This window comes from Nocardia rhizosphaerae, from assembly GCF_042650365.1.
Classification (GTDB): domain Bacteria; phylum Actinomycetota; class Actinomycetes; order Mycobacteriales; family Mycobacteriaceae; genus Nocardia; species Nocardia rhizosphaerae.
In genome coordinates this window covers 367656-381898 of record NZ_JBHSBA010000007.1, presented here as the reverse complement: position 1 = coordinate 381898, position 14243 = coordinate 367656, and the positions used below count along the sequence as shown (strand labels likewise).

The 14243-nt window shown below is 70.1% G+C and carries 10 protein-coding genes; 2 read left to right on the top strand and 8 right to left on the bottom strand.

Going from position 1 to position 14243, the window contains the following annotated elements; genetic code table 11:
• Positions 1–95: 95 nt before the first annotated feature.
• Positions 96–911 carry a nuclear transport factor 2 family protein gene (locus tag ACFOW8_RS16530; RefSeq protein WP_378551507.1) on the bottom strand — a complete coding sequence of 272 codons (816 nt, stop codon included), beginning with the start codon at positions 909–911 and terminating at the stop codon, positions 96–98.
• A 105-nt stretch (positions 912–1016) separates the two neighbouring features.
• Here ACFOW8_RS16530 and ACFOW8_RS16525 point away from each other — a divergent pair, with 105 nt between their 5' ends.
• Complete coding sequence (locus tag ACFOW8_RS16525) at positions 1017–1808, top strand: 3-oxo-5-alpha-steroid 4-dehydrogenase (RefSeq protein WP_378551506.1); 792 nt, start codon at positions 1017–1019, stop codon at positions 1806–1808.
• A gap of 53 nt (positions 1809–1861) precedes the next feature.
• On the opposite strand, the gene ffh is transcribed toward ACFOW8_RS16525, so the two are convergent.
• From ffh to ftsY, 6 genes are all read right to left on the bottom strand, one after another.
• Positions 1862–3424 (bottom strand): signal recognition particle protein, encoded by a 1563-nt coding sequence (gene ffh / locus ACFOW8_RS16520; protein ID WP_378551505.1) that lies wholly within the window; start codon positions 3422–3424, stop codon positions 1862–1864.
• 55 nt (positions 3425–3479) lie between these two features.
• Complete coding sequence (locus tag ACFOW8_RS16515; protein ID WP_378551504.1) at positions 3480–3794, bottom strand: hypothetical protein; 315 nt, start codon at positions 3792–3794, stop codon at positions 3480–3482.
• A 136-nt stretch (positions 3795–3930) separates the two neighbouring features.
• Positions 3931–6375: a [protein-PII] uridylyltransferase gene (locus tag ACFOW8_RS16510; protein WP_378551503.1), complete on the bottom strand. Its 2445-nt coding sequence runs from the start codon at positions 6373–6375 to the stop codon at positions 3931–3933.
• A gap of 85 nt (positions 6376–6460) precedes the next feature.
• Positions 6461–6799, bottom strand: a complete 339-nt coding sequence (locus tag ACFOW8_RS16505) for a P-II family nitrogen regulator (protein ID WP_378551502.1) — start codon at positions 6797–6799, stop codon at positions 6461–6463.
• A gap of 4 nt (positions 6800–6803) precedes the next feature.
• Positions 6804–8108: an ammonium transporter gene (locus tag ACFOW8_RS16500; protein ID WP_378552042.1), complete on the bottom strand. Its 1305-nt coding sequence runs from the start codon at positions 8106–8108 to the stop codon at positions 6804–6806.
• A 293-nt stretch (positions 8109–8401) separates the two neighbouring features.
• Complete coding sequence (gene ftsY / locus ACFOW8_RS16495; protein ID WP_378551501.1) at positions 8402–9937, bottom strand: signal recognition particle-docking protein FtsY; 1536 nt, start codon at positions 9935–9937, stop codon at positions 8402–8404.
• Between the two features lie 155 nt (positions 9938–10092).
• On the opposite strand from ftsY, the gene ACFOW8_RS16490 reads away from it, so the two are divergent.
• Positions 10093–10482, top strand: a complete 390-nt coding sequence (locus ACFOW8_RS16490; protein ID WP_019048221.1) for a DUF2237 family protein — start codon at positions 10093–10095, stop codon at positions 10480–10482.
• 59 nt (positions 10483–10541) lie between these two features.
• Here ACFOW8_RS16490 and smc read toward each other — a convergent pair whose 3' ends face one another.
• A complete protein-coding gene (smc, locus tag ACFOW8_RS16485; protein ID WP_378551500.1) occupies positions 10542–14168 on the bottom strand; it encodes a chromosome segregation protein SMC in 3627 nt (1208 codons plus the stop codon).
• Positions 14169–14243 lie beyond the last annotated feature (75 nt).

Sequence of the window (14243 nt, the reverse complement as noted above, 5' to 3'; positions counted from 1 at the left end):
ACATGCGGCGGGCATCATGGCGAACTTCCGGGGTAACGCGCCGCCCGTCCCGGACATGCGACCGGGACAACTCCGGGCCGTGGCCGATGCTCCGGCTACTCGGCGATGGGCCTGTCGAGGAATACCGTCACGGCCACGACCTGCGGCGACGTCGCCGCGAAGTCGACGAACGCCACCCCGCGGGCGGCACCGATCCGCACGCTCGCGCTGACCGTGCGGCCCGCCGCGATCAGTTTCTCCCACCGCATGCCGCGAGCCAGCGCGGCGAACTCGGCGATACCGACCGGCTGCCCCGCGGGTAGCTCGAGCGCCGCGCCGGCGTCGAACAGCGCCGCCATCCGGTCCGCGTCACTCTGGGCAGCCGCGCCGAACAGCCTGCCGACGACACGCTTGCCCGGTCGGCCGACCCCGCGCAGTGCCCGCATCATGCCCATGGCACCGCCGACACCGAGTTCGGCGACCAGCTGCGGTCCGAGTTTCACCCCCGCCAGCATCCCCGCCACGCCGGTTCCGAGCAGCCTGCGGATCATCACCGCCAGTTCCCAGTGCGCGGCCAGGCGCGCGATCTTCCATGCTCCGCCGGATTCCACGAGGTCGTAGCGCAGGTGCATGGGCACGGTGACGGTGGCGCCGGTCGACATGGTGGTGGCGATGCGCAGATCACGGACGACCGTGCGGCCCGTCACCAGATCGCGGTCGACCTGGAAGACGATCGAGTTCGGCGCGATGAAGACGTTGTAGAAGCGGGAGATGGCGTCGCGGCCGATGTGTTCCCGCGAGCCGTACGGGTCGTGCACCGCCGCGTTGCCGACGAACAGGCCGACCCAGGCGTCCTTGTCGTGCGCGGCCACCGCTCGCGGGGAGGCCCGCACGGCGGCCAGCAGGTCGTCAGCGGTCCGGTCCACCGGCATACAAGTCCTCCGTAATTCGCGCTTCAGCCCCGCGATCCATGATAGAACGTGTTCTAGTTTTGCGCCGGGGATCTGGCCCAGCGCCCAGTCGGACAAAGGATCTCGATGGACTGGTACACCGGAAACACCACCTACGACACGGTCTTGGCCATCGCCTTCGGCTTCGCCGCATTCGTGATCATCGGTGGATTGTTCGCCCAGAGCCCGTACGGCCGCTTCGCCTCGACCTCGGTCGGCTTCAATCTCGACCCGAGGCTCGGCTGGTGGTTGATGGAACTGCCGGCAACGGTCGTGTTCGCGGTGTTCTATCTCAGCGGGCCGGACCGGTTCGAGCCGGTGCCGCTGGTGCTCGCGGCGATCTGGGTCCTGCATTACGGCAATCGCGGGTGGTTCTTCCCGCTGTCGATCCGCCAGATGCCGGGGAAGAAGAGCACGTTCAATGTGTCGGTGGTCGCCGCTGGCGTGTTCGTGACGGCGCTGCACGGCTATCTCAACGGCGCGTTCTTCAGCAACGACTACAAGAACCAGTACAGCACCGACTGGTTCACCGACCCGCGGTTCCTGCTCGGGCTGGTCGTGTACCTCGGCGGTTTCGCGCTGCTGGTGCGCTCGGAGGCGATCGTGCGCAACCTGCGCGACAAGAACGATCCCGGCGCGGCCGAGTACCGGATCCCGTTCGGCGGCGGATTCCGGTTCGTCAGCAGCCCGGCCTATCTGGGCGAGCTGATCGCCTGGGCCGGTTTCGCCCTGCTCACCTGGTCCCTGGCCGGCGTGGCGATCTTCCTCATCACCGCGGGCAATCTGGTACCGCGCGCCTTCGCGACCCACCGCTGGTACCGGGAGAAGTTCGCCGACTACCCCGCCGACCGGAAAGCACTGATCCCCGGCCTGATCTGAGCCGGGGACCAGCACGCCGAAAGGGCGGCCGAACGGATCGGCCGCCCTCGCTGTCAATTCTTGGGGAACTTGAATTTCGACAGGTCGATGCCCTCCAGGCCCGGCGGCAGCTGGTCGAGCCCAGGCGGCATCTGCGACAGATCCATGCCGGGCGGCAGTCCTGGCATCCCGGCGGGCATGCCGGGGAAACCGCCGCGGTTCTTCGGCGGGGTCGGCCCGCGGCCACCCTTCTTGCCCTTCTTGCCCTTCTTGGTGTTGCCGCGGCGCGCGCCGGGCAGGCCCATCTGACGGCCCATCATGGCCATCATCTTCTTGGCCTCGAAGAAGCGGTCGACCAGCTGGTTGACCTCGGAGACCTGCACGCCGGAGCCGTTGGCGATGCGCAGGCGGCGGGAGGCGTTGATGATCTTCGGGTTGTCACGCTCGGCGGGGGTCATGCCGCGGATGATGGCCTGCACCCGGTCGAGCTGCTTGTCGTCGACCTGGGCGAGGGCGTCCTTCATCTGGCCCGCACCGGGCAGCATGCCGAGCAGGTTGCCGATCGGGCCCATCTTGCGGATGGCCAGCATCTGGTCGAGGAAGTCTTCCAGGGTGAGCTCGCCGCTGCCGATCTTGCGGGCAGTGGCCTCGGCCTGCTGCGCGTCGTAGACCTGCTCGGCCTGCTCGATCAGGGTGAGCACGTCGCCCATGCCGAGGATGCGCGAGGCCATCCGGTCGGGATGGAAGACGTCGAAGTCCTCCAGCTTCTCGCCGGTGGAAGCGAACATGATCGGCGCGCCGGTGACGTTGCGCACCGACAGCGCCGCACCACCGCGGGCGTCACCGTCGAGCTTGGTGAGTACCACGCCGGTGAAGCCGACGCCGTCACGGAACGCCTCCGCGGTGGACACCGCGTCCTGTCCGATCATGGCGTCGAGCACGAACAGCGTCTCGTCGGGCTGCACGGCGTCGCGGATGCCCGCGGCCTGACGCATGAGCTCGGCGTCGATGCCGAGGCGGCCCGCGGTATCGACGATCACCACGTCGTACTGCTTGGCCTCGGCCTCTTCGACACCGGCCCTGGCCACCGCCACCGGGTCGGCCGCCGAGATGCCGAGCGGGTTCTCGCCACCACCGATGGAGGTGCCTGGATGCGGGGCGAACACCGGGACCTCGGCCCGCTCGCCGACGACCTGCAGCTGGGTGACCGCGCCGGGGCGCTGGAGGTCACAGGCGACCAGGATCGGCTGATGGCCCTGGCCCTTGAGCCATTTGGCGAGCTTGCCCGCCAGGGTGGTCTTACCGGCACCCTGCAGACCGGCCAGCATGATGACCGTCGGCGGATTCTTGGCGAGGGCGAGTCTGCGGGTCTCGCCGCCGAGGATCCCGACGAGTTCCTCGTTGACGATCTTGACGACCTGCTGCGCCGGATTCAGCGCCGCGGAGACCTCGGCACCCTTGGCGCGCTCCTTGACGTTGGCGATGAAGCCGCGCACCACCGGCAGCGCCACGTCGGCTTCGAGGAGGGCGAGGCGGATCTCGCGCGCGGTGGCATCGATGTCGGCCGGTGACAGCCGCCCCTTACCGCGCAGATCCTGCAGTGCACCGGTAAGCCGGTCGGACAGGGATTCGAACACCGATCGCGCTCCTGATCTGAAAGGGACGTCTATTGCCCTCCCAGGGTAATGGGTGTTATTCCCGGTGGCGCACGTGCGGTGGCGCGGTGCGGCGCAACTCGTGATTCTCGATGTTGACCAGGTACACCGCTTCGCGCCCGGTGAGGCCGAGCTCACGCGCGAGCGCCTCGATGCGTTCCCATTCGGCATCGGGGCTGTCGCGGTGGTGTGCGGTGGTGGAGGCGATGGTCATCGCCGCCAGCGCTTGAGCTCCCGAGAGTGTGCGTCCCGGCAGCCACGAAACCACCCACAGGTCACCGCCGACGCACCGCGCGATGTGCGCGGTCGCGTCGCTGGTCATCATCGATGCGGACACGACTTCGATAGCCACGGATCTGCTCCCCTCGACAGCGGGTGACAGCCAGACGTCTCGAATGCTATAGGTCCAGCCGCGACTGATCAGGCAGCGCGGGCGGTTTGCAGGGCAACCTGATAGCAATCGGTGGTGAAACCGTGTCCTTGGCGTGTCAGCCCTCGGTGTCCTCGCCGGGTGGCGGCGGGGGTGGCGGTTGCGGAACCACGTCCATGACCGCCTCGGCGATGCGGTCGCGCAGCTGCGGACTGTCGACGTCGCCGAGGTCGAGGCAGAAGACGTCGACCACGGCCGAACCCATCGTCACCGCCTTGGCCCACCGCACATTCGCGCCCGCGGTGGCGAAGACGCCGGCCAGCCTGCTGAGCAGGCCGACCCGGTCCTCCGCGCGCAGTTCCAGGATCACCTGCCCCGGTGCGGTCGCGGGAATCCAGATCAGCCGCGGGGTGGCCAGCGCGTAACGGCCAGGTCCGGCGCCCACCGCCTCGGTCTCGCGTTTGGCGAGCAGCGCGGGCAGATTCAGGGCACCGGAGGTCGCGCGGATCAGTTCCTGGCGCAGCAGGCCCGCGTCCGGCGGATCGCCGAACTTCGGTGTCACCACGAACGTGTTCACCGCCGACTCCCCGGCGGCGCCCACATCCGCGGACAGGACCCGCAGCGCGTGCAGGGCCAGTACCCCGGCCGAGTCCGAGAGCAGGCCCGGCTCGTCGGGGGCGATGACCGTGACGACGAAGGTGTGCTTGCTGTCCCCCGGCGTCAGGGTGACGTGCACGCCGCCGGCCGCGGCCTTGTCCAGCAGCACCGGATCGATCGGCTCCGGGTGCGGCAGCGGCTCCCCCGCCATCACCAGCTTGCAGCGGCGGACCAGGTCGCCGATGAGCGAGGCCTTCCAGTCACCCCACACGCCGGGGCCGGTGGCCAGGGAGTCCGCCTCGGCCAGCGCGTGCAGCAGTTCGAGCAGGCCGACATCGCCGCCGAGGGCGTCGGCGACGAACTGCACCGTCTCGGGATCGGCGAGGTCGCGGCGCGTCGCGGTGTCGGGCAGCAGCAGGTGATGGCGCACGATCGCGCTGAGCGTGCGCACGTCCGAGGGCCACAGGCCGAGCCTGCGCCCGATATGCAGGGCGAGCTCGGCGCCGACGATGCTGTGATCGCCGGTCCTGCCTTTGCCGATGTCGTGCAACAGCGCGCCGAGCGCGAGCAGGTCGGGCCGGGCGACTCTGGTACTGAGCCCGGCGGCGTAGGTGACCGTCTCCATCAGGTGCCGGTCGACGGTCCAGGTGTGCATGGCGTCGCGCGGCGGCAGGTCGCGCACGGCACCCCATTCGGGAAAGAGCCTGCCCCACAACCCGGTCCGGTCCAGCGCCTCGACCACGTCGATGCTGCCGCGGCCTGCGCCGAGCAGCACGAGCAGATCGTTGAGCGCGTCCTTCGGCCACGGCTCACGCAGCTCGGGCGCGTCCTCGGAGAGCCGGTTGAGCGTGGTCGCCGCCATCGGCAATCCGGTCTGTGCCGAGGCCGCCGCCACCCGCAGGATCAGGCCGGGATCGCGCTGCGGCCTGGCGTCACGGGCCAGCACCACCTCTCCCGAGTGTTCGACGACGCCCTCGTCCAGCGGTCGGCGCACCGGCATCCGGCGCAGCCGCGCCAGGCCGCGCCGAGGCAGTGCGTTGGCGGCCGTGCGCAGGCCGACATCGGTGGAATAGCTCACCGTGCGGGCCGAATCGGTCAGGGTACGGGCCAGGTCGAACCGATCGCCGATCCGCAGCGCGGCACCGATCTCGTCGGCGTCCTGCGCGCGCAGCTGATCACGCGCGCGACCCGCGACGCGGTGCAGTTCGGTGCGCACGTCGAGCAGTCTGCGGTGGGCTTGTTTCAGGCCGCCACCGGGAACGTCCGGGCCGAGGCCCGGCATGGCGTCGGTGAGCTGGGCGACGGCGAGCGCGTCGAGCAGCTGGATATCGCGCAGGCCCCCGCGGCCGTTCTTCAGATCGGGTTCGGCCCGGTGGGCGATCTCGCCGCTGCGCTGCCAGCGGGCCTTGGTCTGGGCGATCAGATCGTCGAAACGCGACCGGATGCCGGTGCGCCATTCCCGGCGGACTCCGCCGATGAGCAGGTTGGTCAGGTCCTCGTCACCGACGATGTGGCGGGCCTCGAGCAGGCCCAGGCCCGCGATCAGGTCGTCGGCGGCGACCCGCAGGGCCTGTGGCACGGTGCGCACGCTGTGATCGAGCTTGATGTGGGCGTCCCACAGGGGGTACCAGAGCTGGTCGGCCACTTCCGAGACGATCGCCGGGTCGACGTCGTCGTGCAGCAGCACCAGGTCGAGATCGGAGTACGGGAGCATCTCGCGGCGACCGAGTCCGCCGACCGCGACGACGGCGAGTCCGCTGTCGGGGGTGATGCCGAGTTCGTTGCCCTTGCTGGTCAGCCAGAGTTCGAACAGGTCGACCAGGGCCGAACGCAGCCCTTCCGGATCGAGCCGCGGATTGCGGGTGCCCGCCCCCTCGAGCAATTGCGTTCTCGCCTTGACCAGGTCGGCCGCCCCATTGTGCTGAATACCGCCGTTCTGTCGTGTCACAGTCCCACCGCCATTCATGCGGGCGGCCCCGCCCCGACCGGTCCTGCCGGTGGGAGCGGGGCCGCCGCTCGATCGTGCGCCGCCGGATGGCGGCGTTACCGAATTACAGTGCGTCGGTTCCGCGTTCGCCGGTGCGGACGCGGATGATGGTGTCCACGGGGGTCACCCACACCTTGCCGTCACCGATCTTGCCGGTGCGCGAGGCCTCGACGATCACCTCGACGACCTTCTCGACCGACGCGTCGTCGACCACGACCTCCACCCGAACCTTCGGGACGAAGTCCACCGAGTACTCCGCGCCGCGGTAGACCTCGGTGTGGCCCTTCTGCCTGCCGTACCCCTGAACCTCGCTGACGGTCATCCCGAACACGCCCGCCTGCTCGAGTCCGGTCTTGACATCCTCCAGGGTGAACGGTTTGACGATAGCGGTAATGAGTTTCATTACGTCATGCCTCCTTGACGGCAGCCCGTGCCGTGCCACTCACAGCAGCAAAATCGTATGCCGTCTCAGCGTGTTCGGACTCGTCCATGCCGGCAGATTCCTCTTCGGCACTGGCCCGCAGCCCGATCGTGGCCTTCAGCACGAGGGCGATGATCGCCGCGATGACCAGCGAGTACGCCAGGACCGCGAAGGCACCGACGGCCTGCCGCCACAGCAGGTCGAACCCGCCGCCGTAGAAGAGACCCGCGGCACCGGTGGGCGCCTCGGCGGCACCGACGAAGCCGATCAGGATCGTGCCGAGCACACCACCGACGAGGTGGATGCCGACGACGTCGAGCGAGTCGTCGTAGCCGAACTTGAACTTCAGGCCGACCGCGAGGGCGCAGACCGCACCGGCGACGACACCGATGACCAGCGAGCCGACCACGTTGACCGAGGCACAGGCCGGGGTGATGGCGACCAGACCGGCGACGATGCCAGAGGCGGCACCGAGCGAGGTGGGCTTGCCGTCACGGAACTTCTCCACCACGAGCCAGGCGAGCATCGCGGCGGCGGTGGCCACCAGCGTGGTGACGAACGCGGCGGCGGCGGTGCCGTTGGCCCCGAGCGCCGAACCGGCGTTGAAACCGAACCATCCGAACCACAGCAGGCCGGCACCCAGCATGACGAACGGAAGGTTGTGCGGACGGAACGGCGTCTGCGGCCAGCCCTTGCGCTTACCGAGCACCAGCGCCAGCGCCAGCGCGGCCGCGCCGGAGTTGATGTGGACCGCGGTACCACCGGCGAAGTCGATGGCCTCGACCTTCTCCATGATCCAGCCGCCACCCCAGACCCAGTGCGCCACGGGGAAGTACACGACAGTGGCCCACACGCCGGCGAAGATCAGCCAGGCGCTGAACTTCATCCGGTCGGCGACCGCGCCCGAGATGAGGGCCACCGTGATAATCGCGAACATCGCCTGGAAGGCGACGAACACCAGCACCGGGATGGTGCCCGACAACGGCACACCGGCCGAGTCCTCGGCGAAGCCGTCGAACATCGTGCGCAGACCGAAGAATTCGGTCGGGTCGCCGATCAGGCTCGCTTTGTCGGTGCCGAATGCCATCGAATAGCCGTACAGCGCCCACAGGACACCGATCAGGCCCATGGCACTGACACTCATCATGATCATGTTCAGAACGTTCTTGCTACGGACCATGCCGCCGTAGAAGAACGCCAGTCCGGGTGTCATCAGCAGCACGAGAGCTGCGCTGGTCAACACCCAGGCCGTGTCACCTGTGTCGGGTGCACCGATCTCGGCGCCCGCCAGGAGTACGGGATCCACCACCTTAAGTCCTCCTCATCTCGGGCCCCGCCGAGTACGACGAAGGCCTGCCTAGAAGGTTCCTCACTCGGTGTTTCATCCGTTGAGCCCAGGTGTTTCACCTGCGTGAACGGATTGCGCGGTTGTGTTTCCGCTGCGTTTCACACCGTAGACCGCGAGGTCTGTGCTCACCGTGAGGTCGACGTCGATGTGCGCGCCGACCTGGGGATTGGGGGGTGGAAAACGGCGGTGCCCGCCCGATCGGGGTGGATCGGGCGGGCACCGTAGTGGATCTACCGCTACGCGCCGCCGAGCAGCGCGTCGACGAACGCGCCGGGTTCGAACGGGGCCAGATCGTCGGCGCCCTCACCGAGGCCGACCAGCTTCACCGGAACGCCGAGTTCGTGCTGCACCTGGAACACGATGCCGCCCTTGGCGGTGCCGTCCAGCTTGGTCAGAACGACCCCGGTGATGTCGACGACATCGGCGAACACCCTGGCCTGCATCAGCCCGTTCTGGCCTACGGTCGAGTCGAGGACCAGCAGCACCTCGTCGACCTCGGCCTTCTTCTCCACCACCCGCTTGACCTTGCCCAGCTCGTCCATCAGGCCGGTTTTGGTGTGCAGCCTGCCCGCGGTGTCGACGAGCACGGCGTCGACACCGCGGTCGATACCGGCGGTGACCGCGTCGAAGGCGACGGCGGCCGGATCGGCGCCTTCCTTGCCGCGCACGGTCTCGGCACCGACCCGCTCACCCCAGGTCTGCAGCTGATCGGCGGCGGCGGCGCGGAAGGTGTCGGCCGCGCCGAGCAGCACGCGGCGCCCGTCGGCGACGAGTACGCGGGCCAGTTTGCCGGTGGTGGTGGTCTTGCCGGTGCCGTTGACGCCGACGACCAGCAGGATCGCCGGGTGAGCGGCGTGCGGCAGCGCGTGAATGGACCGGTCGAGTTCGGGGCGAAGTGCCTCGATCAGGACGTCGCGCAGAGTGGCGCGGGCCTGCTCCGGGGTGCGCACGCTGCGCGTCGCCATCTCCTCGCGCAACCGCTCGACGATCTTGGCGGTGCTCGCGGTGCCGATATCGGCGAGGACGAGGGTGTCCTCGATCTCCTCCCACGACTCCTCGTCCAGGTCGCCGCCGCCGAGGAGGCCGAGCAGGCTCTTGCCGACCGCGTTCTGGGATCGGGACAGGCGGCCGCGCAGCCGTTCGAGGCGGCCGGTGGTCGGATCGATCTGCTCGATCTCGGTGGCGACGGTGTCGGTGAGAGCGGGTGCGGAGTCGGTCGGGGCGACGTCGGCGGCCGGCTCGGTGTCGGCCGGCGCGGTGTCGGCCGGCGCGGTGTCGGCTGGCGCGGTCTCAGTCGGCGCGGTCTCGGTCGGCGCGGTCTCGGTCGGCGCGGTCTCGGTCGGCGCGGTCTCAGTCGGCGCGGTCTCAGTCGGCGCGGTCTCGGTCGGCGCGACTCCCGTGTCGAGCGAGCTCAGGTCGTCGGGGACCACCACGGGTTCGGCCCGCACATCGGTCTCCGGCAGCGGGACATCGGTGATGCCGCGACGGGGCGCGTCGCGTGGGACGGCGGCGTCGTCACCGACGTGCGGCTGGCCCTCGTCATCGGTGCGCTCGACCGGTTCGGGACGCGCCACCGTGTCCGCCGAACCGCCCTGGCTGAAACTGAAACCACCCGAGGCGGTATAGCCACCGGAGCGATCCGTCAGCTCCTTGTCCGGTTCCGGCGGGGCCAGGGAAATCCGGCGTCGCTTGTACAGGACGAAACCCGCGACGAGCGCCACCACCAAGACGGCGGCGATCGCGGCGATCAGGATCCACGCTTGCGAACTCACCCGGCCGAGTCTATTCGGGCGGCGGATCGCGGCACGTCGGCGGCGTCGTCGCGGCGGGTCGGACCGCCGATCCGTGGCCGGTCGGCACGCCGGGGAAACACTACAGATTCGTTGTCCTGCGGAACTTCTGGCGCTCGCCCCATAGGATCGGCGAGGTGACCGATCGAAACGTGCTTGGGGGGCCGCTGGAAGAGTGCGGCACCGATCCTCTCACGGGCTTCTACCGGGACGGCTGCTGCAGCACCGGTCCGGAGGATCTCGGCAGCCACACCGTGTGCACCGTCGTGACGGCGGAATTCCTGGAGCATCAGGCATCCATCGGCAACGACCTCAGTACCCCGCGACCGGAGAACAACTTCCCCGGCCTGCAACCGGGCGACCGCTGGTGCGTGGTCGCGGTCCGCTGGCTGCACGCGCACGAGGACGGCGTCGCCGCACCGGTGGTGCTGGCCGCCACCCACGAGAACGCCCTGGAGGTCATCTCCATGGACATCCTGCGCAAGTACGCCGTCGACGTGCCCGACGACGTCAGCGATCTGCTGTAGGCGCTAGCGACGCTCTCCCTCGCCGACGGGCTGTCGTTCATCATCGTGACGAACGAAACTCAGGTCGACGCGCCCACCGGTTCGGCCTCGGACACCTCGGCCCGGTTCAGCCGCTGCGAGATCACCTGGGTGATGCCGTCGCCGCGCATGCTCACGCCGTAGAGCGCGTCGGCGATCTCCATGGTCGGCTTCTGGTGGGTGATGACGATCAGCTGGCTCTTCTCCCGCAGCTGCTCGAACAGCCCGATCAGCCTGCGCAGGTTGGTGTCGTCCAGCGCCGCCTCGACCTCGTCCATCACGTAGAACGGCGATGGACGGGCACGGAAGATGCTCACCAGCAACGCGACCGCGGTCAGCGACTTCTCCCCACCGGAGAGCAGCGACAACCGCTTCACCTTCTTGCCCGGCGGCCGCGCCTCCACCTCGATGCCGGTGGTGAGCATGTCGGAGGGATCGGTGAGCACCAGCCTGCCCTCGCCGCCGGGGAACAGCTTGGCGAACACACCGACGAACTCGCGCTCCACGTCGGCGTAGGCCTCGGTGAACACCTGCAGGATCCGCGCGTCGACCTCGGCGACCACGTCCAACAGATCCTTACGCGCGTTCTTGACGTCCTCGAGCTGGGTGGCGAGGAAGTTGTAGCGCTCCTCGAGCGCCGCGAACTCCTCCAGCGCGAGCGGGTTCACCTTGCCGAGCGTGGTGAGGTCCTTCTCCGCGCGCTTGGCCCGGCGCTCCTGGGAGGCCCGGTCGTAGGGCATCGGCTGCGGAGCGCTCACCTGCTCGCCGCGCTCCTTGGCGGCCTCGTACTCCTGCATCTCCAGCGCCGAGGGCGGCAGCGCGACATCGGGACCGTACTCGGCCACCAGATCGGTGAGGGCGATGCCGAACTGCTCGGAAATGGTGGTCTCCAGCTGTTCGATGCGCAGCGCCGCCTGCGCCTTGGCCACCTCGTCGCGGTGCACGGCGTCGGTGAGCTGGGCCAGCTGGGTGGTCAGCGCCCGCGCGCGCTCCTTCACCTGGTCGAGCTCGGCCGCGCATTCCCCGCGCCGCCGGACCAGCTCGTCGCGGCGGGCTGCCGCGGCGGCGACGACCTGCTCGAGCTCGCGCGCGATCCTGGTACCGGATTCGGCGACCGCGGCGGCCACGGCGGCGGCCTGGCGGCGCGCGGCTTGCGCCCGTTCCGCGCGCGCCCGTGCCTCGCGTTCGGCGCGCGCGGCGCGGCGCAGCGAATCCGCTTTGCCGCGTACCGATTCCGCGCGTTCCTCGGCGGTGCGCACCGCCAGCCTCGCTTCGACCTCCATGGTCCTCGCCTCGGCGAGCGCGGCGGCGGCCTCCTCGCGTTCCCGGCCCGCGGTTTCGGTCCCGGCGGCGCCGAAGTCCGCGTCGCCGCCGTCGTGTTCGCTCTCCGCGTGCCGCAGCCGGTCCTCCAGCTCGGCCAGCGAGGCCAGCGCCTTCTCCCGCGCGGCCTCGGCTTCGGCCCGCTGACCCGCCAGCCGCTCCCCCTCGGTCTGCGCGGTGCGGGCGCTCTGCCCGACGCGGGCCAGCCGGTCGTAGATCGCCAGCAGCGCCTGATCGGATTCGTGCAGCGCAAGCAGCGCGTGATCGGCGGATTCCTTACGGTCGGCCTGCTCGGCCAGCGCGCCGGCCAGCGCCGCCTCCAGCTCCTCGGCGCGGCGCTGCGCGGCGGCCAGGTCGGCGGTGGCCGCGTCGATCTCGGCCTGCACCTCGAGCTGGCTCGGCATCCGCTCCGACCCGCCGACGATCCAGCCCGATCCGGCCAGATCGCCTTCGCGGGTCACCACCCGCAGTTCCGGGCGCAGCGCGACGAGCTCGGTGGCGGTGGCCAGGTCGTCGACGACCACCACGCCCGCGGTGAGCGCGGCCAGCGCGGGCCGCACCGCCGCGGCACCGTCGACCACGTCGGCGAGCCAGCGCGCGCCTGCGGGCAGGGGGCCGCGCTCGGCCGGGACGACGCCGTCGGTGGCGAAGACGAAGGCCACCCGGCCGCCGTCGCCGGACCGCAGTTCTCGCACGGCCGCGTCGGCGGCGGTGGAGGTGTCGGCGGTGATCGCGTCGGCCAGTGGGCCGAGCAGCGCTGCCATGGCCGCCTCGAACCCCGCCTCGACCCGCAGCTGGGCCGAGACCCGGTCGCCGAGCCCGCTCACCCCGTGTTCGAGCAACCAGGCCGCGCCGTCCTTGCGGGCCAGGTTCATGCCGAGCGCTTCGATGCGGGCGCCGAGCCGGGCGACCAGTTTGCTCGCCTCCCTGTCCTGTTCGCGCAGTTCACGCACGCGGTCGTCGGCCAGCTCGAGCGCGGCGACCGCGTGCTCGTGCTGGGCGTCGAGCCCCTTCTCCCCCGCGTCCAGCTCACCGAGCTCGTCCTGCACCGTGTCGTATTCGGCCTGGGCCGCCTCGCCGCGATGCCTGGCATCGGCGATGGCCACCGACAGCCGCGCGATCTCGGCGTCCACCGACTGTGCCCGCGTGCGCAGGGTTTCGACCTGGCCGGAGAGCCGGGCCAGCCCCTCGCGCCGGTCGGCGATCGCCCGCACCGCCGCCAGATGCGCCTGCTCGGCGGCCTTGGCGGCGTGCTCGCGGTCGGCGAGCGCCTCGCGGGCCGCGTCCAGCGTCTCGGCAGCCATCTCCACCGCGTACCGCAGTTCGGCTTCCTCGGCTTCGATGCGGTCGGCCTCGGCCTCGAGCTGGTCGGGGTCGCGGCCGGCGCCGACCGGCGCCTCGGTGTGCAGGTGCCTGGCGCGGTCCTGCGCGATCCTGATGGTCGCGTTGACCCGCTCGGCCAGCGCCGACAGCTGGAACCAAGTCTGCCCCGCGGCCTCGGCGCTCGGGCTCAGCCGCGACAGCTGGAACTCCTGCTGAGCGAGGGCGGCGTTGGCCGCGTCTAGTTCGGACTGGACGTTGATCTGCTGCTCGCGCGCGTAGGCCTCCTTGCTGAGCTGGGATTCCAGCTCGCCGCGCCGGGTGACCAGATCGTCGGCGGCCAGCCGGAGCCTGGCGTCGCGCAGGTCGGCCTGCACGGTCTGCGCGCGTCGCGCCACCTCGGCCTGGCGGCCCAGCGGCTTGAGCTGACGGCGCAGCTCGGTGGTGAGGTCGGTGAGCCGGGCGAGGTTGGCCTGCATCGCGTCGAGCTTGCGGACCGCCTTCTCCTTGCGCCTGCGATGTTTGAGCACCCCGGCGGCTTCCTCGACGAACGCGCGCCGGTCCTCCGGTCGCGATTCGAGAATCGCCGAGAGCTGCCCCTGACCCACGATGACATGCATCTCGCGGCCGATCCCGGAGTCCGAGAGCAGCTCCTGCACGTCCATCAGCCGGCAGCTGCTGCCGTTGATCTCGTATTCGCCTGCACCGTCACGGAACATCCGCCGGGTGATGGACACCTCGGCGTAGTCGATCGGCAGCGCGCCGTCGGAATTGTCGATCGTCAGGGTGACCTCGGCGCGCCCGAGCGGCGCCCGGCCGCTGGTCCCGGCGAAGATGACGTCCTGCATCTTGCCGCCGCGCAGCGCCTTGGCGCCCTGTTCGCCCATCACCCAGGTGAGGGCGTCGACGACATTGGATTTGCCCGATCCGTTGGGCCCGACCACGCAGGTGATACCGGGTTCGAAGCGCAGCGTGGTCGCGGACGCGAAGGATTTGAACCCCTTCAACGTCAAGCTCTTCAGGTGCACGCCGCGCCGCCTCCCTCATCCGCTTCCCCGCGATTCCGGCCAGGCCCAGGTGCAGGGAGACCGAGGTAGGCGACC

Bases quoted from the DNA above. Each gene is read 5' to 3' on its own strand.
- ACFOW8_RS16530 (WP_378551507.1), bottom strand. From the start codon at position 911: ATGCCGGTGGACCGGACCGCTGACGACCTGCTGGCCGCCGTGCGGGCC.
- ACFOW8_RS16525 (WP_378551506.1), top strand. From the start codon at position 1,017: ATGGACTGGTACACCGGAAACACCACCTACGACACGGTCTTGGCCATC.
- ACFOW8_RS16510 (WP_378551503.1), bottom strand. From the start codon at position 6,375: ATGAATGGCGGTGGGACTGTGACACGACAGAACGGCGGTATTCAGCAC.
- ACFOW8_RS16505 (WP_378551502.1), bottom strand. From the start codon at position 6,799: ATGAAACTCATTACCGCTATCGTCAAACCGTTCACCCTGGAGGATGTC.